A 26,176-nucleotide genomic window follows, 5' to 3' on the forward strand; every position below is an offset into this window, starting at 1 on the left:
CTTTATAAAATTATGTTGTTATTTTCTGAGTTACGTTTTTATTAGAAATCACACAGGCTTTGCTGCAGTTATTTGAATTTGAAATATTAACCTGTATCAACCCTGGCATTGATCTGTATTCTTCTGTATTATAAGGAGCTTCAGTACCATTTCTTCCACCGCCCTTGATATCATATTGTATTTGGGCAATTCCTGTAAATCCAATTGCTGGCTTGAAAGAAAGTTTTCCTGTAGTAGAAGTATACGTCCATGTCCCCTGATTGTTGGTATAGACACCCCCTGTTATATTCGGAATCACCGCACCATTCATATCCAGAAAACGAAATGAATTAAAATCAATGTTGTTATAAGAAATCGTTGGTGGGTTTTGTCCACCTGCTGAAGTATATGCTGCATCATTAAGTAAAGGGAAATAATTAGATTTTATTCCTGGACATCCTGTAAAAAGATCGTCCGTAACTTCTGCTGCATAAGGTCTTGTAACCCCTAAGTTTTTTAATAAGTGGATATTTTTAGCAGCTCCGGTAGAAGCCGCAAAACCAATTCTGAAAGTAGAAGGAGGCGAAGTATCCAGTGTTCTTACCGTACTGTTGGATATTGTAGTCTCCGTATATTTCAGAGAAGTTGGATAATAATAACTATCAATTACTGTTTCTTTCACAGTCCCGTGCTGTATTTCGAGAGTTACATTGTAACCGCCGGAAGGATTGGGAATCAATGTGATATATGCTTTTCGGAATCTAGTGTCATTCTCGTTCTGAGGAATCGTAGTTCCGCCACTTTCAATACTGAATTGCTGAAGATTTGTATTTTGAATACCAACATACTTTCCGGTTTGAGTATTCAGATAAGCGGATCGGTTGTTACTGGAAGTTGCAGCATTGGTCGCTGTACTGTAAAGTAATGGATAACCATTGTATCCTGCCGGCTCAGCGGAAGACAGATATTGATTTCCACGTTTTCCTCTTAAGCTGACATTACTTCGCCCGCCAGCTAATGATACTCCAAAAATTCCATTTCTAACCCTTTCTCCCTGGTTAAATGCTGTTTTGAAATTTCCATATTCATCCAGACCTATCCCTAGATAAGCGCCTCTCAGTCCTTCTCGGGACTCACCTCCACGTACAAAACTATACCCTAATCCTCCTCCAAAGTATCCGAGATTAAGTTGATCTTTAGGAATAGAACCATCTACAAGGAATATAGAAATACCATCTCCTCCGTTAGTCTCTCCACCATAAATTGCAAATTCAAATTCGAACTTAATTCCCTGGTCACTGTTAAATATCTTATCAGCGAGGATAACTCCTCCCGAAATATTATTCACACTTCGGGTCAGTCGCAATCCATCTGTCGTAAAAGTAGCATCATTCTGGATACCGCTAGTAGATACTTTGTAAGCTTCCTGAGGCTGTAATCCTTGTGTAAAGTTGACAAAATACGGGTAGCCGGTTCCTTGCTGATTCTGTGCCTTACTATTTTGGGTGAAAATAAACAATGAAGAAACAAGCAAAAATCTTTTGCCCCATATAATTCGAGTACTTTTTATCATAACTCAATTATTTAACTACAAAAACAATATTAATAAATGAACAGTCTGTAGCAGCAGCTTTTACATCATACGTCATTACCCCGTCATCAGAAATAGAAATATTACTGAATACATTAGGATCAGCATCTGTTACATAATAGTAAATATCTTTGCTTGACGGGAAAAAAGGAATTGATGCAGGCGCGCTGGTGCTTTTTGCTTTTGGAGATCCAAACTGAGTTTTATACAATGTATACAAATCTTTAGTTCGGCCATTGGCGCTGGTGGAAGTATCAAAAGAAACACTAGGCATGTAAAACATTTTTACAGCATTGCTACTGATACATAGCCAATCAGGCTTCGTAGGGCTTCCAATATTCTGGCTTAAACATTTCTTATCAGTATCATAGATAAGAAGAGAGTTGGCCGGATTAGATATAGCGTCTCTTTTTGCAGTACTGAGTCTTGGAATCAGCATTCCTTTATTTTGACTATAGACATCCAAAGTTGCGCTTCCATCAGGTGTTGGTGTGTTGATCCCAACCTGTGCGAAAGAGAATGTACTTATTAAAACGATTGGTAGAAATAACTTTTTAATCATGATGTTCTTAATAATTTTTAATCTGTGTATGTTTTTTATGTTTTTTTGAAGGCATTTTTTTCAGCCAGGTCGATTCCATAAAAGGAATAAGTATCACAAACAGTTCATTTGAATAATGAATTGTTTCCATAGAATGGCATGAGGAAATCTTTAAATTCCTAAAAGCCAATAACAGATATAACATGATGTCTCATAGAGGAGATTCTATGTCTTATCTGAAATAGTCGAAAAAGTAAATTGAATTATGTAGCCGTATAAGCTCTTAAATAAGTAAGATTCATATTCCCTCGTGTTTTTTGCAAATATACAAAGAAATATTCACACGTTTGTATTTATAGAATTAATTCTAAATTTCTCTTAATAATTAACATATTTTGGTTTAAATTTTTACATAGTTTGTAAATCAATAGGATTGTTTTTATTATGTAAATCTTTGTATAGTATTAAGAAATCTTAAAAAACAGATTATATTGAGATCCTGATATTTGAAAAAGAAGAAAAATTTCATCTTTTTTGTTATAAATAATTGAAAAAGAGTCTATTTTGAAAAATTATTCAGCGAATCTTCCAGAGTGTTTACAAAATTGACGTGTTTTGTTTTGTTGCTTTCAAAAATAAAATCCTTCAGACTTTTGCTTTCATATTTGTCAAAATCACCTACAATAGTCAGACCGATGCGATAGTTTGAAAACTTTTGAAGAATATCACCTGCCATTTTCGTTTTTAAGTCAAAGAATTCAGGGACGATATTTTTTTCATGAAGAATTAATGTATCAAAACCCTGATAATAGATATTTCCCATAAGATCAAGCCCGTCCGCAGCAGATTGAATGATTATATCATCGGAAATTACTTCCGCAATTTTTATATTGTTGATTTCATGTGATTGAATAATCATCTTTATTCGAGTGTTTTTTTGATATCATGTAAGAAATTATCTAAAGCAAATGCGTCTCCCTGGTTGGTAAGTGCTATAATACAGGTGTTATGCTGCAAATCTCTCCAGAATAAAGCTTTAAAGCCGCTCAGACCTCCTGTATGCATTGCTGTTTTTTCTCCATTTTTATTCTCTATAAACCATGAAAATCCATAATTTGACACTTGTCCATTAGATAATTGGGAAGGAGTATACATGATGACTGTATTTTCCTTATTGATTAAAGTATGATTTCTTAAAGCCTGATCAAATTTATAAAGATCTTCAGGAGTAGAGTAGATCCCACCGTCACCCGTGGTCAGGATCGAATAATCATCAGGTTCCTTCTGTTTATTATATCCCAACGCCTTATTCTGAATAACCGTAGAAGACTCATACACATAGGTGTGAACCATTTTTAAAGGAGTGAAGATCTGCTCATTGAGAAAAGTTTTATAGGATTTTCCGGATACCTTTTCGATAATCTGGGAAAGGATTATATATCCGCTGTTGCTGTATTTAAACTGACTGTCAGGAACAAAATCTAGTTTTTTAAGACTAAAAAGCCAATCAATTACCTCCTGATTAGTCAATCCCTTTTTTGAAAATAAATTTTCATAGTCACTTATTCCGGAAGTATGGTGCAAAAGCTGTCTGATACTGATGTTTTTAGCATATTCAGGAAGCTCAATGAATTGAGAAGCTTTATCATCAAATTTTAATAATCCTTGCTGCTGTAATATCATAATCGCTGCAGCAGTGAAAGGTTTGCTCAGAGAAGCAATATAAAAAGAAGTATTTTTATCTGTTTTCAGTCCTTTTTCAAAAGAACGGAAGCCCATGGCTGTATCACATACAATCTTGCCATTTTTCACGATCAGAACAGAACCGTTGAATTCTCCCTTATTGTAGTATTCATCTACAATATGCTGAGAATTTTGTTTACAGGATGCCAGTTGCAAAATCAGGAAAATACCGAAAACGATATTCCATATCAAAGTTTTCATAGGTTAGGTGTATGGAAGCAAAATTACTTATTTTCTTCCATAAATAAACCTGTCATTTTCAGATAAATCCTTCAATAGTTGAGCGTTAGAAAAATACTGATACAGTTCCAAAGTTTCAGGACCTAATTTTTGATTGATTTCCAAAAACAAAAATCCGTCCTTGTTCAGATGCTTTTTAGCATCTTCAGCTATTTTCCTGTAAAAAATCAAAGCATCTGCAGTAGGGGAGAAAAGGGCCATTTTAGGTTCAAATTCTTTCACTGAATCAGCAATTTCAACCTCTTCCTCAATTCCTATATACGGAGGATTTGAAATAATGATATCATAATTTTCAATCAGTTCAAAATTCAGATAATCAGCATGAATGAATTTAATTTCCAGTTGATGATAATCTGCATTTTTTTTGGCAGTTTTCAATGCTTTTTCCGAAAAATCTATGGATGAAACGTCCGCTTCAGGGAAATATTTCTTTAAAACCAAAGGAATAATTCCGCTTCCGGTTCCTATGTCCAAAATCTTTAAACCTTGAAGTTTAAATGGTGAGCGTTGAATTTCCTTGATGGCAATCTCCAGCAGTTCTTCTGTTTCAGGGCGGGGAATCAGTACATTTTCATCCACAAAAAACTTCATCCCGTAGAATTCCGTTTCGCCCAGGATTTGCTGGTAAGGCTTCCCGGTTTTAAGTTCGGAAACCAGATGGCAAAGTTTTTCTTCATCATCGATCAAAAGTTCCTGCTCAGAAAACCGTCTTTGATGAAAGCTGTCAAAACCTACAATCTGATGCATCAATAATGATGATAAAAAAGCACTTTCCGACTCAGTATAAAGCTCGGAAAGGGCTGTTTTGAAATATTTTTTGAATGCTGATATTGTCATTTATCTTGTAAAAACCAGTTTTGTATCCGTAGACTTCTCTTCATCAATTCTATACCCTTCATAGTTGAACGCCTTTACATCTTCCAGAGTTTTGGCATTAGTTTCAGCACAGAATCTTACTACCAGTCCTCTTGCATGCTTGGTATATACAACAATGGTTTTCAGTTTTCCTTCTTTTAATTCATAGAAATCAAAATCGATCACTTTATGGTTCAGTTTTTTTCTGTCGATTACTTTTCCATACTCATTGCTGGCAAGATGAAGCAGGATTTCTCCTTTTTTCATCTCAGAATTCAATTGCTCAGTGATTTTTTCTCTCCAGAATTCATACAGGTTTTTGTACTCCTCAAATTGAAATGGGCGCCCCATTTCCAGTCTGTAAAGCATCACTTTATCAGATGGCTTCAAAAGACCGTAAAGTCCGGAAAGCATTCTGTAGTTTTTCTGCAGATAGTCTACCGCATTTTTATCCAGGGTTTTGGCATCCAGTCCTCTGTAAACCTCTCCTGTAAAAGCAAACATAGCCGGAGCAGATTCTTTTGCAGTAGGTTTGGATTTCCATTTTTGATTTCTTTCCCAGTTTTCATCAGCCAGTTTAGGCGATATTTCCATCAGTTCGGAAAGATATTTTGGGGATTTTTCTTTTAAATAAGAATGTATCAATGCTGCATCTTCAATGAATTTCGGAGTAGTGGATTTCAACAGCTCTGTTGAATTTTCTACGTTCATTAATTTTGCAGGAGATGTTATAATTTTCATAATGTTAAAATGCAGATAAATGTTTAATGTCAATAAAATTCATGGCCATCAGAGAGATAAAGTCAACCATAAAATGACAAATGATCAAAATTTTAATGTTTGAATAAAGTTTATAAAACACAGCAAAAACGACTCCAATAAAGAAAGGAATGACTACCTGGCCTATGGTTCCGTAAGTACTGTGCAGAATTCCAAATAGAATGGCTGAAACAAAAATACCCAGAAATGGACTGTTATAAAGTTTTTCAATTCTTGGCTGTATGTACCCCCGCATTAGAAACTCTTCTACAGCACCTGCTGTAAAGCATGTAAAAATAATTAAAAAATAATCATTTTTAAAAATGGAAGTAAGCTCAAAAAGTTTTTCACTTATTTTTTCCTGAACCAAAAGCTGAATCATTACATTTAGAAGTGCTCCACCAACGCTGCAGATAAAATATAAGCATAGAATGGCTTTTATATAAAATACGGCAGAATATTTTTTTTCTTCTTTGAGTAAAAAAGTGCTTTTTTCGATAAAAAGACTGTACAGAAATACAATGAGGAAAACTCCCCATATTGCAACTCTACTGAGGAAGAAGTTGTCTTTTGTAATCCCTATTATCCCTGTGATCATCGTAACGACAGGAAAAATATAAAGCATCACAGCAGCCAACAGCACAAAAGTGAGTAAAATTCCTATAGAATATTTCCCATTAAGACTCATAATACAATACCCCTAAACTTTGAACTTTATATTTTGAATTAAATAATTCCTTTTCCCTGACGGATAACTTCCGGTTCTCCAGAAGTAAGATCAACAATCGTAGAAGCAACATTATCTCCATATCCTGAATCAATAACAATATCCACCAAATGGTCATATTTTTCGGCAATAAGTTCCGGATCAGTAGAATATTCAATGATTTCATCATCATCTCTGATGGACGTGGAAGCAATAGGGTGTCCTAATTTTTCAACGATAAGCTGTGGGATCGGGTGATCAGGAACACGGATACCAATTGTTTTATGTCCTTTATATGCTAAAGGTAAACTTTTGTTGGCTTCAAGAATGAAGGTAAACGGTCCCGGAAGATGACTTTTAAGAAATCTGAAAATCGAGGTGTCAATAGGTCTTGTAAAGTCGGAAAGATGGCTGAGATCATTACATATAATTGAGAATTTTGACTTCTCAAGCTTTATTTTTTTGAGCTGCGCCAATTTTTCCATGGCTTTTATATCAAAAATATTACAGCCTAAAGCGTATATCGTATCCGAAGGATAGATGATAAGTCCGCCATTTTTTAAAGTTTTAATAACCTCATTCACAAGATTTTCCTGTGGGTTATCGGGGTAGATTTTTAATATTTTTGCCATTAAACAAAGATACAAATAATAAAATAGTTTTCATGAAAGTCCTTTATTTAAAAGAAAAATTAGGATTTGTGAAAAATATTCGTACCTTTGCAATCCAATATCGCGGGATGGAGCAGTAGGTAGCTCGTCGGGCTCATAACCCGAAGGTCATCGGTTCGAGTCCGGTTCCCGCTACTAAGAAAGTGTTTTCGGTAAACACTCTAAAAATACACCGCGGGATGGAGCAGTAGGTAGCTCGTCGGGCTCATAACCCGAAGGTCATCGGTTCGAGTCCGGTTCCCGCTACTAAGATAGTGCTTTCGGTAAGCACTCTAAAAATACACCGCGGGATGGAGCAGTAGGTAGCTCGTCGGGCTCATAACCCGAAGGTCATCGGTTCGAGTCCGGTTCCCGCTACTAAGATAAGTGCTTTCGGTAAGCACTCTAAAAATACACCGCGGGATGGAGCAGTAGGTAGCTCGTCGGGCTCATAACCCGAAGGTCATCGGTTCGAGTCCGGTTCCCGCTACTAAGATAGTGCTTTCGGTAAGCACTCTAAAAATACACCGCGGGATGGAGCAGTAGGTAGCTCGTCGGGCTCATAACCCGAAGGTCATCGGTTCGAGTCCGGTTCCCGCTACTAAACGAGAGAAGCAATATACTATTGCTTCTCTTTTTTGTTTTGGGTTAGTTGCTGAATAAGACTCCAAATTTTGGAAGATTTTAAGTATATTATTTCAGAGCTATTTTTGTACAAAAATACTGTGGGGGATAAGAATACCATCTCCTTCTCTACCATATTGTGGTACAATAAATCCTTTAGGCTCATATCGGTTGGTGCCGGAATTATAATACCAATTTGCACAGCCGCTTATCTGTAATTTAATGTGATAGATATGGTTATATGCCGCTTCCTGAAACTCTCCGAAATCGGGAAGAGATTGATGCAGATCGTCTAACTCCCGGCCATATGCATCGTGTAATCTCATGGCTTCTGTACATGCTTCCTGATAAGATAGTTTATACTGGTGACTTAGAATAAAGATGATGTTCAGACTTTCAGTCTCTATTTCAAGTTCTTTTTTCAAGGAGGCAAAATCATTCTGAATCACAATAATCAGAGAAAGCAGTTCCCTGCAACGTTGTACAATAGGGTGATTGTAAATATGAACAGGCAGTACAGAATTGGTAGCAGGATCTATCAAATCACCATATGGCCACATACCGATTGAATATTTCCGAAAGCTAAGATAATGTGGAAGTAGGGGATAGATTCTGGTTTCAGATTGTTTGAAAGGGATCTCTTCCGCCATTCCATACATGATAAATTCATAGAAATTCATAGAAACACGATCTATCCAGAATTGAGGCATTCCATTTGTAATCCATTCTTTTCTTGCCTTTGCCATTTGTCGCAAAATTCCGATTTCGTCAGGACGCGGCTCATCACCCATCATGACTTCATACACTCGATCAGCCATTATTTTTAATTCTTTTGCAGGTGTCAGCCCGAAATAGTCATCGAAAATTGTGATATAGATCATTAGTCTGGCACAGGGGCGCATCCGTTCTATGCTATCACAAGTTGGGTTCATATAAGTAGCTACCCGGGATAAGAACTGAGGTTTGCATCTTTTTATTCCCTCTTCAGAAATAAAAGTATAATCATCATCATACCATTCTTTTTCTTCCTCATCAAAGGCATTAGCAATAGGACTATTCACTGTTGCCCACGGGTAATGGCATTGAGGTACTATTAATTCTTCTCTCATGTATTTGACTTTTAATAAATTATTAATAATATTATAGCTGATTTAGTTTTTCTTTCAGTTCTTTTGCTTCCGGAAACTCCATTGCATTGTAACGATCCAGTTTGGTAGATATGTTTTTCCAGCCACTCAATACCATACTCATATAATGGACCCAGTTTACTACGGCATCGTGCCATATCCCAAAATCTGGGAGAGAAGCTTGTAATTCTAAGAATTCTTTCAGGTCTTCATTGTGAAGGCGCAAATCTTCGAGGCAGGCTTCCTTCAGTGACATTTGATGTTCATGTTGAATCACTTTTACTATATTGTAATAAATACTATCGGTTGCCTCATCTTTCAGTACAGACTGTACTTCATTGAAAAAAGTAACCAGATGACAGGCTAGTGTTTGTAAACGAATGATTACCGGATGTTCATGTATTTCCGGGGGTAGAATGATTCCCGTTTCCAATTCTGTAAGCTGTAGGAAAGGATAGAGACAAATAGAGTTTTCACGAAGAGCGATACATTCAGTCACACTGGGATAAATTTTGTGTTTCTTGTATTTTAATTCAGTTTCTAATCCTGTGAAATATCTGCTGATCATTTGCGTAAAGCGGGAAATTGATTCTTCCGGGATAAATTGTAGTAATTCCAGTCTTAGAGAAGCTAACATTTTCCCTAATGGTATTCCTGAATCTTCTGCACTTATCTCGCCATTGAGTATGGCAACGGATTGAATACGTACATGTTCAATATCTTCGGGTTTGCTTTCCTCATATAGGTCATCATTGTACAAAGTCCACAGCATTAGCCGGCAAATTGGTTTGAATCTTTCCGGTGGTGCGGTAGGAAACCATTGAGCTGCAATATGGGCTGTTTTAGTTTTTTTGTACTTTTTGCGAAGAGTAGGGTTTTGCTCATAAATCCATAGATAATCACCGTCTATCCATTGATTCTCAGTAATCTCCTGCAACTGATCTGCATTCGGGTTTTTTAGTGTTGGGAAAGGATACCTGAATTGCTTGTGAAGGAGTTCAAGGGTGTTAAAATTTTCATTGTTCATGGTATTGAGTTTTGGTATAAGACTAATATATCATTTTATTTAACATAATATATTATATTTCACAGAACGTTGATATTTTATTTTGTATATGTCGATATGCTAATGGTAATAGTCGATTAAAAGGAGGAACATGTTGAATTATAGTATGAAACTGAGGATATCTCCACTTATTTTAAATAATTTTTGCTTTTTTTTCTCCTTTTTTGATTGCAGAAACCTTCAGAAAATAGAAATTTTAAAAAAAATGTGAAAATTTAAAATCAATTATGTGGTTTAATTGTCTCATTTGTAAAATATTAGAGTAATATTTTGGTGAAAAATTAAGAATAGGAAGCCTCTGATTAATAGTACTAGGGTAGCAAAGCAGATATATAATATGAATGGTAATATATTCTTTATATAATCTCTTGAGGTTGTATTGTTTTAGTCATCTGATAGTATTCAGAAGAGATTACTTTTCCATCTTTTATATTCTTCTCTCATGCAATGCCCACAAGGACGATAATTGTTTTGCAATGCTTCTTTTTCATCTGTGAAGAAAATCCTGTTTTCCTTTTTCATTCTTTTTCCTGATCGGCAGTTGAGTAATCCAAAGATCTTCAGTTTTTTATTGCCTCCAAAACGAACTTCTCCGCTGTGGATTTTACTTCTCAGGCTTTCGGATGATATTTGAGAATGCTGTAACATTATGATTAAAAGTTTATACTTGAAGGTTTAAAAGTGTTGATAGAAACAATTCAGATTCGTTATATGACTAGCTTATTGCATCATGGAAAATAATTCCTAACGCATAACGGCTGCCTTCTTTTACTTCGCTTATTCCATGTTTCATATTGATTCTATAGTAGCCTTTGGTTCCTTTTTCAGGTTTAAATTGAGTCGTGAAAATGAGGACATCTCCTTTTTTAGGCTGTAAGACAATAGCTTTTGACTGCGCTCTTGGAATCTGTTGGGTAAGAACAAATTCTCCTCCTGTGAAATCCTGATCAGGCTCACTGAGCATTAATACGATTTGGATAGGGAAGTACAGGTCGCCATACAAGTCCTGATGCAAAGTATTGAACCCTTTTTCTTTATATTTTAAAATCAAAACAGTGGCTTTATGCTGACCATTTGCATGACATTGCTGTAAAAACTCCTGATGATCTAATGGAAATTGGATGTCAATATGCAAAGCTTTGAACCATGAATTGGCTATAGGAGCCAGATATGGATATATATTTGTTCGTACAGTCTGGATGATTTCAGGTAACGGATAGTTAAAATATTTATATTCACCCAGGCCAAAACGATGCCGGGCCATGATAACAGTTTTGCGGTAAAGGGCCGTGTTATCATAATTTGACTTTATGATTTCACATTCTTCATCTGATAATAGATTGGGAATAACAGCATAGCCGTTTTCATGCATCATTTCTGTAATGTTCTGCCAATCTGTGTTTTTAATTGTCTGGATGATGTCTTTCATTGGTTTGATTTTATACGGCAAAAATCCGAAGTTGTTCAGATTGATAAAATCCAAAACATGCGGTATTTACATTTTGTGAGTTGAAGATCTCTCGGTTTCTGCTTCTGGACTATGGATATAAGATTAATCTGGATGACAAGACTGGTCCTGTTTAAGGCTACTTTTGCGCTGTTAATCAAAATAAATAACGATGAATTACATTATTAAAAAGGCAAGTCTTGAGGATCTTAATGAAACGGCAGAATTATTTGATCTTTACCGTGTTTTTTACAGACAGGAATCTAATATTGAAAAAGGAAAGGCTTTTCTGAAAGAACGATTTTTAAACAGTGAATCAGATATTTTTCTTGTCATAGCCGATGGAAAAGCTGTAGGATTTGTACAGCTTTACAAATTATTTCATTATACCAAATTAGAAAAGCAATGGCTGTTAAGTGATTTGTTTGTTCACCCAGATTATAGAGGAAAAGGGCTTTCTGTAGCATTAATTGACCGGAGCAAGCAATGGTGTGAAGAAACAGGAGCATGTGGACTAATGCTTGAAACAGAAAAGACAAATGATATTGGAAATACATTGTATCCGCGTTGTGGATTTGAGTATGATGGGCAGCACAATTATTACCATTGGTGGAAATAAGTTAACAATATTTCAGCCCTAAATATTGTCATAATAAAAATAAAGCACCTGAAAAAACGGGTGCTTATTTAGTTTCTATGCTAAAAAGTAGTATTAGTTCTACAATTCCAAACATTTAATTCTACATGCATTTCCTATCATTAGTGGCGTATAGTTCTATTTTTGTAATGCTCTTACAGATCATGGGTAGGACAGTTGATCTGTAGAGTGTATGCAAAAAAATCTCTGCCTCATTTTCTACTTTTTCCCCAAGAGTTTTATGATTAGTACCACAAAACTGCTTTTTCCGGCGGAGATTTTTTGCTTTAAATAAAAAAGAGAACCGCTATTTGCAGTTCTCTTTTTTTATGTGGTAAGGATTGGTTTATATTATTGAGCCAGCTGAGAATAAGGAGTCAATTTGTTATCATCAGACATGGTCTGTCCTAAAAACTCTCTTTTCTGATCGGCTTTCATTCTTCCTGCAGCGTCATTGGCATTGAAATAAGCTTCACTTAGTTTTGTCGCAATATCAGCAGGTTTAAAATCAAATTTTGTATCTCCTTCAACTCCTAAATATCCGTTCTTTCTTGTAAGATTAGAAATATAGTTGTTGTAATTGATGAATGTATTTCTCAGATACTGTGTGTGGTATTCCATACATTTTTTAGCTTTTTTAGAAGAATTGTTCAGAATACAGTTTTTCATATTGTTTCTGTATAAGAACCATTCTGATTCTAAAATGCCATATTCTTTACCTAAAGCAATTTTCCCGTTGTTGACAATATTATTATCCCCTTCTTTTGTAGAAATAGTCTGAAGATGCTGGATAACTAATGGAACGGTAGCTTCGATTTTTGATTTTGTATCTTTTAGCATGCTAAGATCAGCAGCAGGAGAACCCTTCTTTTGTGCTGTAGTAACATTGAAAATAAGGAGTAATAGTACAATCAATAAATTATATCTTTTCATGAGAAATTTTTAAAGCACTAAAATAAATATAATTTCCCAGTTAAAACAAATACATTTTAATATTATTTAATAAAATTTAACAATTCTTTAATGTATGGTATTCATTGTTGTATAAATAGTGTAGTTAGGGTCTTTATTGAAGTGATTTTTATAATTGAATTTATAGATGAAAAGCAATTTCACCTACTTACAATGCTCTTTTTCTGAAAATATCATTCTCAACCTTTCACCAGGATAGTTTAGGGATTGCAGTAAAGCAATAATAACAGGGGTAAAAAAAATCCACTACTATCGAAATGATAGTAGTGGATTTTTAATTGACTGATCAATTTATTTAAAATAATGAGTAATCTTATCACTTTCAGGAACTACTTTAGAATCAAAATGTTCCAATAGTTTTCCTTCCGGACTGATCAGGAATTTGTTAAAGTTCCAGCTTATCGCTGCATCCAATACTCCATTTTGTGCCTTGTGGGTCAGGTAGTCAAATACAGGCGTTATTTTTGAACCTTTCACGTTCACAGAAGTGGTAAGTGGAAAAGTTACCCCATAGTTTTTTTCGCAAAAAGACTTGATTTCAACATTGTCATGAAATTCCTGATCCGCGAAATTGTCAGACGGGAAACCGATCACAACCAGTTTATCTCCGTAATCTTTATACAGCTGCTCCAATCCTTTGTACTGAGGAGTATATCCACATTTGGATGCTGTATTGACGATAAGGATGTATTTTCCTTTGTAATCAGAGAAATTGATTTTTCCTCCGTCAATGGATTCAATCTTAAAATCATAAATTGATTTCGCAGGTTTTGGGCCTGTAGAATCATCTGATTTGATAAATGATGAAAGGCTTATAATCCCTATAAGTACCATTCCGATAAAAAGTATTTTTTTCATTTGAAAAAAGATTTTAATATTAATTTATAAAACTTAGATTATTTATTTAAGAGCATTGTTTGATCTGAAGCAAATACTTTGCCTTCTTCATCTTTAAAAATTTTTCCTTCATTTTCCATTTTTTTCAGTACTCTGCTTACAACTTCTCTTGAAGTTCCCAATCCTCCTGCTATTTCTCTGTGCTTTATCTTCACAGGCTGATTCCCTGCCAGGGTTACTTTTCTTTTAATATAATTCAAAACCCGGGTGTCCAGATGATGAAACATGGCCTCGTTAATCATATCCATTACCGCTGAAAACCTTCTTTCATATTGGTGAAAAAACATTTTGTTAATGGTCGGAAATGCAACCAGCCATCTGTTCATTACAGATAACGGAACCAATAATACTTCAGAATCCTCTTCCGCAGTAGCATATACCTTACTTATATTGTTATTAAAAATAGATGAAAAGGTCATCAGGCAGTTTTCATTATCTCCAATATGATAGTAAGTAAGTTCACGTCCATCATTAAGTGAATAGACTTTAATGGCTCCTTTTATTAAAAATAAAACATATTTCACACGGTCGCCTTCCCGGATAATTTCCTGTCTGGCCTCTATGGTATCATATACAGCATAAGTTTTGATCTCTTCCAGAAAGCCATCACCCAAAAAGCCAAATTTACGGTTAATAAACTCGCTTACGATATTATTTTTTGATCCATTTTATATTTTTAATAAGACAAAACATTACCTTTCTCCGATTATAATCGGAGAGTCGTTTTAATGTATATTTTTGTAAGGGTTGCTGTCTCTTTTATCGCTCTTCAAGCCATTGAAGGAATCGGGAAGCTTTATCTTTTGTGACGAGAGGCCTTTCAGGAGTGGTAATCTTCAAACTGACAAGAAGTTTGCGGGAAAAATAATGTTCCACCTCCACAATAGCTGTAAAATTGATCAGATATTGTCTGTTGATCCTAAAGAACTGAATTCCTGAAACCAGCTGTCCCACCTCATCCAGAGACTGTGGTATTGAATACTCTTTCTGATCGAAAGTTACCAGTACCGTACTTCCGAACTGACTATAAAAACAGGCAATTCTGTCGATAGGAATATTATTGTATTTATTATTGGAAAACACCAGGAAATTGGTCTTGCCTCTGCCGGTAGTCAGATTAGCCAGTATATCTTCCAGTTTCCGGTCCGGTGAAGGGGAGTGCTGAAAGAAATTTTTAAGGTTGTTGATCTTTTCAAAAGCCGACTGAATATCTTTTTTCTCAAAAGGTTTTAATATATAATCTACTCCGTTACTTTTAAACGCTTCTATCGCATATTCATCAAATGCAGTACAGAAAACAACCGGAACTTTTATACTAACTTGGCTGAATATCTCAAAACAGTTTCCGTCTGCCAGCTGGATGTCCATAAATATAATATCCGGAGTTTCATTTTCTGAAAGATATTCTACCGCCATGGCAACACTCTCAATGTATTGTACTACAGTAGCATCCGGCTGTACTGTAACAATCATCCGCCCCAAAGCCTTTGCGGTTTTGATCTCATCTTCTATTACTAAAACTTTCATCTACTATTGGTAATTTGACTGTGAAATTAATATCATTTTGCAGTATAGTCAGTTCTTTTTCAGCAAAGTGCTTGTAACGTTCCCGGATATTTTCAATTCCTATGCCTGCGGAATCCTGCGGAATATTCTTGGGCTGAAAATTGTTTTCAATAATAATATATCCTTCATCACTGTATAACTTTATGATTAATGGATGTGCCATTGATACGATATTATGTTTGATACAATTCTCACACAAAAGCTGCAGGGTAAATGGTGGGATATAAGAATTTAATATCTCTTCCTGAATGTCTATTTTAAACTCAATACCGTCTTCAAATCTTGAAGTCAGGAGAAAGATATACGCATCCAGTATGGCGAGTTCTTTTTTTAAGGGAATAAGATCCAGCTTTCTGTTATCTAAAGTAAAACGATAGAAATCAGCCAGCCTGACAACAAAATCCCCGGAATTATCATCTTTTATATCAATCATAGACTTCAGCGTATTGAGGCTGTTGAACAAAAAATGAGGATTAATCTGTTGCTTCAACAGTTCATACTGAGCATGAAGGTTATCGGTTCTGATCTGCTCAAGCTCAAACTTGATCTGCTGTGAATTATAAGTCTGATACAAAAGATACAAAAACATATAAATAGTCAGATTAATCAGTATTCCTCTGAATTCGTACATCAATACCATCGTATTGAATCCATATTTTGGAAAGATAATATGATGAATAAGTACTATTGCCGCCATCACTACAATCCCTATAGACAGACTGATTACAAGCTTTTTGTTGAAAAAACGGGTCGATATATTTTGGATAGAAAACTTGGGCAGACTATAAATATTAAAATACCATACAAACAAGGAGAATAGAAATGAGATAGAAAAATCGATCATCAGTTCTCCCAATGTAATATGGATACGGAGTATTTTAGGTACCGAAGCCAGAATCCCCATAAATAGGGAGCTGAAGAGGATGATTCTCGGATCAATCCTGAATACCTTTCTTCCGTTTGTGTTTATATATTTAGCATAGATCATAAATAAAAATCAGGCAGTTAAGCAATAACAAATATACAAAAGCTAAATAACGGCATGGCAGCACGTCCGTTATTTAGCACAGAGATTTCTATAAAAACAAAAAATTAAGGCATAGCTGCTGCCATATTCTTCACAGGAACGGGCCAGATACCGCCAGGAGCAGGGAAGGAAACTCCTTTATTGGATCCCATCACCATATTATCCTGACCAAAGCGGTAAAGCGGCCATCCTTTATAAGTAAGCTGTTTTCTTCCAAATACAGTAATCGATCCGAAAAGTGATTTATCCAAACCGGATGGAACCACTATTTTATCCGTTTCATAAATAGGCCATACTCCATTATTCGAAAAATCAGAAGCTGTAAAATTGTTTTTATTCTGCTTATCATTTTTAAAGGTGTATAGCGTTACCCCTTTAGCATCTGTAAAATATAATGTCTTTCCTGTGCCTTCTGTATAAGTTGATGTATAGTTTTTCCCGTCATGCCCTACAAGCTGAGCATTGGTAAGCATAATGGTATAATCTGGTTTTGCTACAAACCATACACCTCCGATATTTTCGCCTCCGGTTTTTCCTGCATCTTCTTTTACATTGGTTCCGTTCACCAAAGGGGCATAGTAATAAAGAGGTCTTCCTTTATAGGTTACCTGCTTTTTCCCGGAACCCGTTGTTATTGTTGTAAAATCAGAAAGTTCCAATCCTGATCCCAGTTTTTCAGCAGAAAGATGATCTATATTGAAGATGGGCCATACCGGTTCACATCCTCCTGTGCAGTTATTGGTAGCGGTGGCATCATTAGCAAAAGAATAAAGAGTACGCCCTTCTTTATCTGTTAGAACACTTCCAAGGCTTGCATCATTTCTCAATTGTACCTCCTTTACTGCAGGATCAGAGCTTTCATCCTGATTATCTTTTGAACATGCAACGGAAGTAAAAAGCAGTAGCGCTGCTGAAATGCATCCCGTTACTATGCTTGAACTGAATTTAACTTTTTTCATTTTTTAATAGTTTTAATGAATATTATTTTTTTTATATGTGATTTTTAAGGCATGATAGAAGGTTTCATACTGAGAATGGTATGGATTCTTTCCGTTCCGCTGGCATCTACATTTTTAAGGTGTTTCCCTTCATATCTTTTGTAACTGATTTCTGAAGGATCTGAAAAAGGCTGTCTGCTTTTAATAACTTCTACAGATAACAGATGATCCGGGATTTTTGCCCCATACCAATAAGGGTCGTCCTTCTGTGACCAGGTGATCAGGGTCAATATTCTTTCCGTATGTTCCTCTTTTCCGGCATTACCTTTCAATTCATCTATAGCCGGGACATTACCATAAAGAGTTGTCATAGTCTGCTTTTTATGATTAATAGAAGAGGTTACCACTTTCAGATTCATGGCATTAAAATTAAAACTTTCAGGAAGTGAGGCGTTTTCATTCACTGCTTCGTATTCTTTTTTAGAACTGTAGCTCATAATAAGTGCACCCATCATTAAATAAACAATCAGATTCTTCATAGTTTAATGGTTAATAGGGGAGGTAAATATAAAATCATTATCTTTCATAGGTCGGTGGCAGCTGATGCATTCGTTGGTAAAATCTGCTGTTTTTCCGTAAGGTTCTAGCTTGGGAGATAAAAATCTTGCCCAGCCCCATCCTTTTGTGGAAGCGAATTTTTTAGAGTCCTTGATCATATATTCAACCTGTTTGAAAGATCCGGTTGTGACATTGCCATCACTGTCAATAATCTGGTCCCATGCTACTTTCGCCAATATGGTTCCGTCAGGCCAGGGATTTGTTTTATGTTCTTTTGCTGCTTTTATCGCAATATCATTTCCGAATATGATACGCATTGTCCCATTATCGAATCTCTCAGTAGAGCTTATTGGTTTCCAGTTTTTATAATCAGGAATATAGCTGATGCCGTTCAGAGCAGTTGGTAATGAAAGGTTAGGTGCTGCAGTATGCATTGCATTCACTTGCAGATATTGTTTGTTATAAGCAGAAACTTTTGCTGTATCAGGCTTTTGTTTAGGAGCAAGAGAGCTTACATATTTTTTTAGGATGTTGATATCTTTTTCAGAAAGTTTAGCTTCCGGGTGAAGCAGTTCATAACTTTTGAGCGGCATCGCTTTCAGATTAATCTGATTGAAAGCTTCCCAAAGTTTTGCATTTTGTGCCGGAGGGGCTAGTTTGTCCCACTCAGAAAAGTTCAGTCCTTTTTTTCCTTCTTTAATATGATTTGCTACCAGCCAGTAAGCCGGAGCAATCTGATCAAACCACTTCAGGTCTGTCTGGTTAGAATGACAATCGAAACAGGAACGCTGCAAGATGGCTCTTACATCACTGGGAACATGAATCTCACCGGTTATTGGTTTTTGTTTCATTTCAGGTCTGTAAAACTGTATCCCTATAAAAACAATAAGTACAATGAGCAGTATATTTTTTGTTTTTATTTTTTTTACAAAACGGTTCATATCTGTCTATTTTTATTCAAATTTCGCGACTTTACAGAGGATGTTTTCTTAGAAATTTGATCAATCGGACAAATTTTACTTTGAATCTGACAATTGTGATTATGAATTTTTTTTAGCTTAAAAAATAAGCAGAGAAAATATTTTCATGATACTTTTTTACTTTAGTGATCATCCTTGTCAAGGTTTTAAACCTTGACAAGGATATGAGTCCAAAAACGTATTTCTTAAATGAACTAAGCCTTTACTATTAATTAAGGTCTTGGAGTAATCTGAGACTTTTTACTATAAAATAATAACCCCATTGAATGATTTTCTATACAATAAACAGCAAATAATTTCATTCATTAAAAATTTAATAAATTTTAACTATTTTTATACAGTTGATTTTCAGGCAATTATATTTTAATATTGTTTATCACTAAAAAAATAGTTGTTTGATTCAATTTTATTTCTACATTTGTATAACTAATTTCTTAGTGATATAGAATTGGATACTTTATATCACGATAATGATAAAATGAACAGGATATGAAAATTCAGACTTTAACAAAAGCAGAAGAACAGGTAATGCAGTATGTATGGAAAATAGAAAGAGGCTTCCTAAAGGATGTTCTTGATCTTTTTCCGGAACCAAAGCCGCATACCAATACGGTTTCTACCATTTTAAAAGTATTGAAAGATAAAGAGTTTGTAGACTTTCATGTTCATGGAAGACAGCATGAGTATTTTCCGCTTGTTTCAAAAGAACAATACTCCGGGAAAACCATGAAAAGTCTTGTGAAAAACTATTTTAAGGGATCCTATAAAAGTGCCGTTTCGTTTCTGGTAGAAAAAAATGAAATGACCGTGGAAGATCTTGAGATGTTATTGGATGAACTCAAAAAGAAAGATTAATACTATGGAAGCAATACTTTTATACTTTGGGAAAACTATTTTATGTTCGGGTGTAACGTTTTTGTACTATCAGTTGTCTTTAAAAGACAAGACATTCCATCATTATAACAGATTTTATCTGTTGGCAGCAATTGTGATATCACTGTTATTACCGCTCATCAGAGTAGATGATTTTACGATAGAAGTAAATAATGATATGTACATGCTTCTTGACAAGATTCAAAATTTTAAAACAGAAAAAAACATAGACAATGGTAACCTTTATTTTAACATTATTTTTTCAGCTCTGGGACTGGTTTCTCTCTATTTTTTAGGGAAACTTATCTATGGGATTTTTAAAATCCAGCAGTTTAAAAAACAGTTTCAGAAAGAGAGTTTTGACGGGATCAATTTTTACCGTACAGACCTCACTGAAGCTCCATTTTCGTACTTTAAAAACCTTTTCTGGAAGAATGCTATCACCTTGCATTCAGATATCGGGAAACAGATTTTAAAGCATGAGATGGTACATATTGAACAGAAACATTCCTTTGATAAAATTTTTATCGAGATTATTACGTCTGTTTTCTGGTTCAACCCGTTCTTTCATATCATCAAAAAAGAAATTAGTTTAATCCACGAATACCTGGCTGATAAAAAAGCCGTCAAACAATCGGACACCAAAGCATTTGCGCAGATGCTTTTAGCAAGCCACTTTTCCGGAACACAGTTGGCTGTTGCCAGTCCGTTTCTAAGTTCAAACCTTAAAAAAAGACTTAAGATGTTACAAAAACCAAAAACCAAGTTCGGATATGCGCGAAGAATTTTTGCATTACCGGTTTTATTTTCAGTAGCCTTTGCTTATCTGGTAAATGCTAAAAACAGAGAAATTGAAGAAACAAACCTTTCTATTAAAAAAGTCGTTTCAGAAATCAAAAAAGATACTGTAAGACCTGAAAAATCTGGACAGGAAATAAATTCAGAATTGAAATCTTTATCAGCAGAAGATCACACAAAATTGACTGATTTAGAGAAAAAAATAAAAGAAAAGGAGAAGGAGCTGAATGGACTGGATCCTGAAAGTGCTCTCTTCAGTGATAAAATAGAAGAAATAAGCAATCTGGCATCTGAGATAGGAGAGATTGCAGCAAATGCTGAAGTTGATGAATATTTCAATTCTGCTGAATGGAAGAATCAGATGAAGGAGCTTGAAAATATGGATCCTCTTGATAAAAAAGAGCTTCGTAAAATTGAAAGAGCAGCCAGAAAAGCGGCAAGAGCGGCAGCCAGAATAGAAAAATTGCCAGTTCCGCCTGCTCCTCCCAAAGAACCCAAAGAACCGAAAATAACGTATTTCAAAACCAATAAAACGGTCTACTATAAAGACCTAAGCCCTAAAGAAAAAGAAGAAGTACGCAAAGCAATGGCAGAAGCTAAAAATGCTATGAAAGAAGCAGCAAATGCTAAAGTGGAAGGAGAAAAAGCCAGAATAGAGAGTGCAAAAGCTAGGATAGAAGGCGAAAAGGCCAGAAAAGAAAGCGAGTCTTTCAGAATAGAGAGAGCAAATGCGAGAATAGAGAGTGAAAAAGCCAGAAAAGAAAGCGAAGTTGCCAGAATAGAGAGTGCAAGAGCAAGGATAGAAGGAGATAAAGCCAGAAAAGAAAGTGAAGTTGCCAGAATAGAGAGTGCAAGAGCCAAGATAGAAAGCGAGGCTTTCAGAAGAGAGGGTGCAAAAGCCCGCGCAGAAGCAGAGAAAAGATCAATCAGCTTTAAGGACGGAACTTTTATTAAAGTTGCTAGCAGCTCACCTAATGTTATCGTAATGAATGCAGATTTTATTAAAAAAGACGGCAACGGAAACATTGCAATGAATGGGGTGAAAAAGTTCAAAATCAGCGGTAGTGATGACGTAAAATACAAATATTATATTGACGGGAGAGAAGTTTCTAAAGATGATATCAATTCATTAGATACAAGTAATATATCTAGAGTCAATGTCAATACTCAGAAGAAAGGAGATCTTAAACAGGGAGAAGTAAGAATCCAGACAAAGAATTAAAGTTCCATCAGGCTTTGTCAATATCAATTGGCAAAGCCTTTTTTAAAAAATACATTATGAAAATTAAAATTCTATTTTTTATGTTTCTGGGAGTACTTGCCAGTGCTCAGGTCAACAGATTCTTTTATGACTATAAGTATATTTCTGATTCTACCAATAAAGCAGATGTGAAAAGTGATGTTATGTTTTTGGATATTGATAAAAATGGATCCAAATATTACAGCCGTGAAAAGTTTGTTGCAGATTCAACGATGAAAGCAGATATTGCTAAGCAGATGAAAGGAGGATTCGGAGGCGGTATTAATATCAAAAGAAATATAAAGCAAGGAACAATTTCTTCAACTGTGATCAAAAAGTATCCGGATTATAGTGTTTCATTCTCTGAAAATATTGGGAATACGGCCTATAAAATGGCAGAAGATCAAAAACCAGAATGGAAAATTCTTCCTGAAAAACAGAAGATCGGAGAGTATAATACTCAGAAAGCAACCACAAATTATGGAGGAAGAAGCTGGATAGCATGGTTTTCTACAGATATTCCATTTCAGGATGGCCCCTATAAATTCTATGGACTACCAGGCCTTATTGTTAAAATTGAGGATAAAACAGGCTCTCATATCATGACTCTAATGGGTAACAAGAAAACGGAAGCCACATCGCAAGAGGATATTCAAATGCCAGGCCTGGCTATAATAGGTTTAGGAGGTAAAGAAATAGAGATCAGCAAAAAGCAGTTTAAAAAAGCCTGGAAAGATTATCTGCTTGACCCTACAAAAGATATGAAGCAGACGATAAGTACTCTTCCTGGAGGAGCTGTTGTAAATATGAGAAACCAGGATGGGAAAAGTATTGATATGAATGAAATGTATAGAAATATCGAAAAAAGAGCAAAAGAAGAGCAACTAAAAAATAACAATAAAATAGAACCGGAATTATATAAATAATAAGCCGTTTCTATTGGATTAAAATACAGCAAGATTAGTACTAATCTTGCTGTATTTTTTTTGTATTATGTATCTTTAATCCCAGAACTTACAATTCCAGATTATGACAGAAAAGGAAAAATGTGCAGCCGGACTTTTGTACAATGCCAATTATGATAAAGAACTGATTCAGGAACGTATTGCCTGCAAAGATTTGTGCCGGGAATATAATGGACTGAAAAATTCTGATACAGAAAATAGATACAGATTACTCAAAAACATTATCGGAAGTATCAAAGAAAATATCTGCATAGAACCCAGCTTCTGGTGTGATTACGGGTATAACATAAAAGTAGGTGAGAATTTCTATGCCAATCATAACCTTGTCATTTTAGACTGTGCAAGTGTAGAGTTTGGAGATAACGTGTTCATTGGCCCCAACTGCAGCTTTTATACAGCAGGCCATCCACTGGATGCAAAACAGAGAAACGAAGGCATGGAGTATGCACATCCGATCAAAGTTGGAGATAACGTGTGGCTGGGAGGGAATGTCGTAGTACTTCCCGGAGTTTCTATTGGAAATAATGCTGTGATTGGTGCAGGAAGTGTAGTAACGAAAGATATCCCGGACAATGTAGTGGCAGTGGGAAACCCCTGTAGGATTGTTAAAAATATAAAAGAAGAAAACTAAAACTATATCAAAAACTAACCATGAAAAAAATTATCATCTTATTCAGCCTCATAATGGCTATGATGACGAATGCCCAAAATCAAAGATTTATTTACGAATATAAATTTATCATCGATTCTACGGCTAAAGAAAAACAGGAAACCGAAATCATGTTATTGGATATTGCCCCAAAAGGCTCCAAATTTTACAGTAAAGATTATTTTGAATCAGATTCCATAATGAGAGCTATGATTGACAAGCAGTCTCAGAGCGGAAATTTTAATCTTTCAGGATTTAAATTTAAAGGTAAAATACGGTATAGTATAGAAAAAATGTACCCGGAATATTCTGTTAATTTCTTTACTACTCTTGCTTCTGAAGAATACCTGGTACAGGAAAGCAGAAAACAGGAATGGAAAATTCTTCCTGAAAAAGAAAAAATAGGAGAATTCAATGCACAAAAAGCTATTTGTGATTTCGCTGGCAGAAAATGGACGGCATGGTTTACAACAGATCTTCCCATTCAGGATGGTCCCTATAAATTTCATGGACTTCCGGGATTGATTGTAAAACTTGAAGACCATAGCCGTACCCATTCATTCGAATTAAAAGGAGCTAAAAAACTTCAGGCAGGCTATGAATGGAAGAGTACCAAAGATAAAGAACGGTATAATTCTATCATCACACTTAACGAAAAAAAATACAAAAAAGCATTTAAAGACTATTGTAATGATCCCATCAAGAGTGAAAGACAAATGATGGCACAGGGAGTTCTCATGGAAATGATAGATGAATCAGGAAAATTGATGGACCCGGAAAAAGCCTTAAAAGATCAGGAAGCAGTGGCCAAAGCCAATATTAAAAAGGAAAATAACATTATTGAACTGGATCTGTTGAAATAATATTCCAATACATCATACAATGTCTGAAACACAATTTCAGGCATTTTTTATTTCAAAATCTTATCCCAAAGTTCTCTGTGGAATTGTATCATATTGCTGTATACATTTGGATTTTCCCCCATTCTTACAATAATAAGATTCTTGCTGGGAACAATATCGAGGATTTGACCGTTTTTACCCAATGCACAAAACATATCTTTAGGAGCACCAGGAACCAGTGACTGACTGAACGATTTTTCAAATCCGGGAACCCTTGCTTTTTCTTTTCCGTTAAGCCACCAAAGGTAACCATAGGAAGGGTTGAGGTCCTGTGAAGTATCAGTCATTTGCTGAAAATAGCTGTCATACTTGTAATAGACCTTTTCATTCAGTTTCCCTTTATTTAAAACAAGTTTTCCGAATTGTAAAAAGCTCTTTGCAGTACTTGAAAATACAAGTCCGTTCTCATAAGGAATCCATTTTCCTGAAATTCCCGAACCTGAAAGCTTTTCAGAAGTATACTCATCCATACTTTTATGACTTGCCTTTTCAATCACTTTTGCCAGTTGGGAATAGATTGAAGTATCATAATACCAGAAATTCCCAGCTGGATTTTTAAAAACAAAACAGTTTCCATATTCACAGGCCTGATCTTTAGAATAATCAAGTCCGGAAGTCATGGTCAGAAGATTTCTGATGGTAATTTTATCTTCAGCACTTTTATCCATTCCGGTCCATTTTCCAATGTATTTTGATACCGGATCATTGATGTTGAGCAAATTTTCCTGTTGAGCAATTCCGATAAGAACAGCGGTCAGGGATTTCCCGGCAGAAGCCCAGTACCAGTTAGAATTTGAATCGAAAGGCTGTTTGTCAATCATCTTTGTTCCAAAATATTTTTCATTAATGATTTCTCCATTCTGAAAAATGATAAAAGCACGGCTCTTATTTTCAAGATTAAACTGATTAAGCTGTTCCAGTTTTTCCTTTGAAAAAATGATGTTTTGAGAGAACCCGAAAACAAAAGAAAATAGGGTAAATAGAATGACATTTTTTTTCATGGCTCTTTTTGTTTTTGGATTCAGATAATGTAAAGTAGTTAAATCAAAAAAATCCCGAAACAAAGTTCCGGGATTTTTATATCTGAATAAGAGTCAGTTATTATGCTAATTTCTGAGAGTCTGCAATAAACTGAGCCAAACCACTGTCTGTTAATGGGTGCTTCAATAAGCTCAAGATCGGAGGAAGTGGAGATGTAATTACATCAGCTCCGATTTTAGCGCAATCGATAATGTGCATAGAATGACGGATAGAAGCTGCTAAGATCTCAGTTTCGAACATATAGTTATCGAAAATCAATCTGATTTCTTCGATAAGGTTCAGACCGTCTGTAGAAATATCATCTAATCTTCCTAAGAATGGAGAAACATAATTAGCTCCTGCTTTAGCTGCTAAAAGAGCCTGCCCAGCAGAGAAGATCAATGTACAGTTCGTTTTGATTCCTTTATCAGAAAAATATTTTAAAGCTTTGATACCGTCTTTGATCATAGGGATCTTTACAACGATATTTGGGTGAATAGCTGCCAATTCGTCTCCTTCTTTAATCATTTCTTCATACGTTGTAGAAAGAACTTCAGCAGAAATATCTCCATCTACAAGCTCGCAGATCGTTTTATAATGGTTTTTGATTGCTTCAGCTCCCTGAATACCTTCTTTTGCCATTAATGAAGGATTGGTGGTTACTCCATCTAAAATTCCAAGGTCTCTTGCTTCCTTGATTTGCTCTAAATTAGCTGTGTCAATAAAAAATTTCATTTTGATAAATAGATTTATTGATACAAAGATAGGGAATTAATTGGGTTCTGAAGTATGAATTTTGAGTTACAAAGATTCCGTTTGAGAGTAA

28 protein-coding genes and 5 tRNA genes are annotated in these 26,176 nt (G+C 35.3%); 11 read left to right on the plus strand and 22 right to left on the minus strand.

Going from position 1 to position 26,176, the window contains the following annotated elements; genetic code table 11:
* Positions 1 to 10: 10 nt before the first annotated feature.
* The 8 genes from LF886_RS11395 to LF886_RS11430 form a co-directional block, all read right to left on the minus strand.
* Complete coding sequence (locus LF886_RS11395) at positions 11 to 1,552, minus strand: lectin-like domain-containing protein (protein WP_236854199.1); 1,542 nt, start codon at positions 1,550 to 1,552, stop codon at positions 11 to 13.
* 7 nt (positions 1,553 to 1,559) lie between these two features.
* Positions 1,560 to 2,132, minus strand: a complete 573-nt coding sequence (locus LF886_RS11400; RefSeq protein ID WP_236854200.1) for a hypothetical protein — start codon at positions 2,130 to 2,132, stop codon at positions 1,560 to 1,562.
* Between the two features lie 538 nt (positions 2,133 to 2,670).
* A complete protein-coding gene (locus LF886_RS11405; protein ID WP_236854201.1) occupies positions 2,671 to 3,030 on the minus strand; it encodes a DUF4180 domain-containing protein in 360 nt (119 codons plus the stop codon).
* Positions 3,031 to 3,032: 2 nt separating this feature from the next.
* Positions 3,033 to 4,055 (minus strand): serine hydrolase domain-containing protein, encoded by a 1,023-nt coding sequence (locus tag LF886_RS11410; protein WP_236854202.1) that lies wholly within the window; start codon positions 4,053 to 4,055, stop codon positions 3,033 to 3,035.
* A gap of 27 nt (positions 4,056 to 4,082) precedes the next feature.
* Positions 4,083 to 4,931: a peptide chain release factor N(5)-glutamine methyltransferase gene (gene prmC / locus LF886_RS11415; RefSeq protein ID WP_236854203.1), complete on the minus strand. Its 849-nt coding sequence runs from the start codon at positions 4,929 to 4,931 to the stop codon at positions 4,083 to 4,085.
* Positions 4,932 to 5,690 (minus strand): peroxide stress protein YaaA, encoded by a 759-nt coding sequence (gene yaaA / locus LF886_RS11420; protein WP_124536987.1) that lies wholly within the window; start codon positions 5,688 to 5,690, stop codon positions 4,932 to 4,934.
* A gap of 4 nt (positions 5,691 to 5,694) precedes the next feature.
* Entirely contained in the window at positions 5,695 to 6,396 is a 702-nt protein-coding gene (locus LF886_RS11425) for a CPBP family intramembrane glutamic endopeptidase (RefSeq protein ID WP_236854204.1), read from the minus strand.
* Positions 6,397 to 6,434: 38 nt separating this feature from the next.
* Positions 6,435 to 7,046, minus strand: a complete 612-nt coding sequence (locus LF886_RS11430) for an L-threonylcarbamoyladenylate synthase (RefSeq protein WP_236854205.1) — start codon at positions 7,044 to 7,046, stop codon at positions 6,435 to 6,437.
* Positions 7,047 to 7,147: 101 nt separating this feature from the next.
* Here LF886_RS11430 and LF886_RS11435 point away from each other — a divergent pair.
* The 5 genes from LF886_RS11435 (at position 7,148) to LF886_RS11455 (ending at position 7,665) form a co-directional block, all read left to right on the plus strand.
* Positions 7,148 to 7,220 (plus strand) — tRNA-Met (locus tag LF886_RS11435).
* A 38-nt stretch (positions 7,221 to 7,258) separates the two neighbouring features.
* Positions 7,259 to 7,331: transfer RNA gene (locus LF886_RS11440), tRNA-Met, on the plus strand.
* 38 nt (positions 7,332 to 7,369) lie between these two features.
* Positions 7,370 to 7,442: transfer RNA gene (locus LF886_RS11445), tRNA-Met, on the plus strand.
* 39 nt (positions 7,443 to 7,481) lie between these two features.
* Positions 7,482 to 7,554, plus strand: a tRNA-Met gene (locus LF886_RS11450).
* 38 nt (positions 7,555 to 7,592) lie between these two features.
* Positions 7,593 to 7,665 (plus strand) — tRNA-Met (locus LF886_RS11455).
* A 103-nt stretch (positions 7,666 to 7,768) separates the two neighbouring features.
* On the opposite strand, the gene LF886_RS11460 is transcribed toward LF886_RS11455, so the two are convergent.
* The 4 genes from LF886_RS11460 to LF886_RS11475 all read right to left on the minus strand — a co-directional run bounded on the left by LF886_RS11460 (position 7,769) and on the right by LF886_RS11475 (position 11,310).
* Entirely contained in the window at positions 7,769 to 8,797 is a 1,029-nt protein-coding gene (locus LF886_RS11460; RefSeq protein ID WP_236854206.1) for a terpene synthase family protein, read from the minus strand.
* Between the two features lie 31 nt (positions 8,798 to 8,828).
* Positions 8,829 to 9,842 (minus strand): terpene synthase family protein, encoded by a 1,014-nt coding sequence (locus LF886_RS11465; protein WP_236854207.1) that lies wholly within the window; start codon positions 9,840 to 9,842, stop codon positions 8,829 to 8,831.
* 441 nt (positions 9,843 to 10,283) lie between these two features.
* Positions 10,284 to 10,529: an Ada metal-binding domain-containing protein gene (locus LF886_RS11470; RefSeq protein WP_236854208.1), complete on the minus strand. Its 246-nt coding sequence runs from the start codon at positions 10,527 to 10,529 to the stop codon at positions 10,284 to 10,286.
* A 67-nt stretch (positions 10,530 to 10,596) separates the two neighbouring features.
* The gene (locus LF886_RS11475) at positions 10,597 to 11,310 is read right to left on the minus strand and encodes a 2OG-Fe(II) oxygenase (RefSeq protein WP_236854209.1); all 714 of its coding nucleotides are present in this window, start codon (positions 11,308 to 11,310) and stop codon (positions 10,597 to 10,599) included.
* A 190-nt stretch (positions 11,311 to 11,500) separates the two neighbouring features.
* Between LF886_RS11475 and LF886_RS11480 the strand changes: the two genes are divergently transcribed.
* Positions 11,501 to 11,947 carry a GNAT family N-acetyltransferase gene (locus LF886_RS11480; protein WP_124532020.1) on the plus strand — a complete coding sequence of 149 codons (447 nt, stop codon included), beginning with the start codon at positions 11,501 to 11,503 and terminating at the stop codon, positions 11,945 to 11,947.
* A gap of 369 nt (positions 11,948 to 12,316) precedes the next feature.
* On the opposite strand, the gene LF886_RS11485 is transcribed toward LF886_RS11480, so the two are convergent.
* The 8 genes from LF886_RS11485 to LF886_RS11520 all read right to left on the minus strand — a co-directional run bounded on the left by LF886_RS11485 (position 12,317) and on the right by LF886_RS11520 (position 18,864).
* Positions 12,317 to 12,898, minus strand: coding sequence for a hypothetical protein (locus LF886_RS11485; RefSeq protein WP_152288959.1), 582 nt, complete (start codon positions 12,896 to 12,898; stop codon positions 12,317 to 12,319).
* Between the two features lie 330 nt (positions 12,899 to 13,228).
* A complete protein-coding gene (locus LF886_RS11490) occupies positions 13,229 to 13,795 on the minus strand; it encodes a glutathione peroxidase (protein WP_236854210.1) in 567 nt (188 codons plus the stop codon).
* Positions 13,796 to 13,833: 38 nt separating this feature from the next.
* On the minus strand, positions 13,834 to 14,448 hold the full coding sequence (locus tag LF886_RS11495; RefSeq protein ID WP_236854211.1) for a Crp/Fnr family transcriptional regulator: 615 nt from the start codon (positions 14,446 to 14,448) through the stop codon (positions 13,834 to 13,836).
* A 145-nt stretch (positions 14,449 to 14,593) separates the two neighbouring features.
* The gene (locus LF886_RS11500) at positions 14,594 to 15,361 is read right to left on the minus strand and encodes a LytR/AlgR family response regulator transcription factor (protein WP_236854212.1); all 768 of its coding nucleotides are present in this window, start codon (positions 15,359 to 15,361) and stop codon (positions 14,594 to 14,596) included.
* Positions 15,336 to 16,388, minus strand: a complete 1,053-nt coding sequence (locus tag LF886_RS11505; protein ID WP_236854213.1) for a sensor histidine kinase — start codon at positions 16,386 to 16,388, stop codon at positions 15,336 to 15,338. The genes LF886_RS11500 and LF886_RS11505 overlap by 26 nt, the downstream gene beginning before the upstream one ends.
* A 104-nt stretch (positions 16,389 to 16,492) precedes the next feature.
* The gene (locus tag LF886_RS11510) at positions 16,493 to 17,386 is read right to left on the minus strand and encodes a hypothetical protein (protein ID WP_236854214.1); all 894 of its coding nucleotides are present in this window, start codon (positions 17,384 to 17,386) and stop codon (positions 16,493 to 16,495) included.
* A 44-nt stretch (positions 17,387 to 17,430) separates the two neighbouring features.
* On the minus strand, positions 17,431 to 17,904 hold the full coding sequence (locus tag LF886_RS11515; protein WP_236854215.1) for a hypothetical protein: 474 nt from the start codon (positions 17,902 to 17,904) through the stop codon (positions 17,431 to 17,433).
* 3 nt (positions 17,905 to 17,907) lie between these two features.
* Positions 17,908 to 18,864, minus strand: a complete 957-nt coding sequence (locus tag LF886_RS11520) for a heme-binding domain-containing protein (protein WP_236854216.1) — start codon at positions 18,862 to 18,864, stop codon at positions 17,908 to 17,910.
* A gap of 528 nt (positions 18,865 to 19,392) precedes the next feature.
* Here LF886_RS11520 and LF886_RS11525 point away from each other — a divergent pair.
* From LF886_RS11525 to LF886_RS11545, 5 genes are all read left to right on the plus strand, one after another.
* On the plus strand, positions 19,393 to 19,758 hold the full coding sequence (locus LF886_RS11525; RefSeq protein WP_103233056.1) for a BlaI/MecI/CopY family transcriptional regulator: 366 nt from the start codon (positions 19,393 to 19,395) through the stop codon (positions 19,756 to 19,758).
* A gap of 4 nt (positions 19,759 to 19,762) precedes the next feature.
* On the plus strand, positions 19,763 to 21,796 hold the full coding sequence (locus LF886_RS11530; protein ID WP_236854217.1) for a M56 family metallopeptidase: 2,034 nt from the start codon (positions 19,763 to 19,765) through the stop codon (positions 21,794 to 21,796).
* Positions 21,797 to 21,852: 56 nt separating this feature from the next.
* Entirely contained in the window at positions 21,853 to 22,740 is an 888-nt protein-coding gene (locus LF886_RS11535) for a GLPGLI family protein (RefSeq protein ID WP_236854218.1), read from the plus strand.
* Positions 22,741 to 22,843: 103 nt separating this feature from the next.
* Entirely contained in the window at positions 22,844 to 23,410 is a 567-nt protein-coding gene (locus LF886_RS11540) for a sugar O-acetyltransferase (protein ID WP_236854219.1), read from the plus strand.
* A 20-nt stretch (positions 23,411 to 23,430) separates the two neighbouring features.
* Complete coding sequence (locus tag LF886_RS11545; protein WP_236854220.1) at positions 23,431 to 24,291, plus strand: GLPGLI family protein; 861 nt, start codon at positions 23,431 to 23,433, stop codon at positions 24,289 to 24,291.
* 47 nt (positions 24,292 to 24,338) lie between these two features.
* Here the strand turns inward: LF886_RS11545 and LF886_RS11550 are convergent, their stop codons facing one another.
* Together LF886_RS11550 and fsa are read right to left on the minus strand one after the other, a co-directional pair.
* Positions 24,339 to 25,331 carry a serine hydrolase domain-containing protein gene (locus tag LF886_RS11550; protein ID WP_236854221.1) on the minus strand — a complete coding sequence of 331 codons (993 nt, stop codon included), beginning with the start codon at positions 25,329 to 25,331 and terminating at the stop codon, positions 24,339 to 24,341.
* Between the two features lie 100 nt (positions 25,332 to 25,431).
* A complete protein-coding gene (fsa, locus tag LF886_RS11555) occupies positions 25,432 to 26,085 on the minus strand; it encodes a fructose-6-phosphate aldolase (protein WP_103234673.1) in 654 nt (217 codons plus the stop codon).
* Between the last annotated feature and the right edge of the window lie 91 nt (positions 26,086 to 26,176).

This window comes from Chryseobacterium sp. MEBOG07, from assembly GCF_021869745.1.
GTDB lineage: Bacteria > Bacteroidota > Bacteroidia > Flavobacteriales > Weeksellaceae > Chryseobacterium > Chryseobacterium viscerum.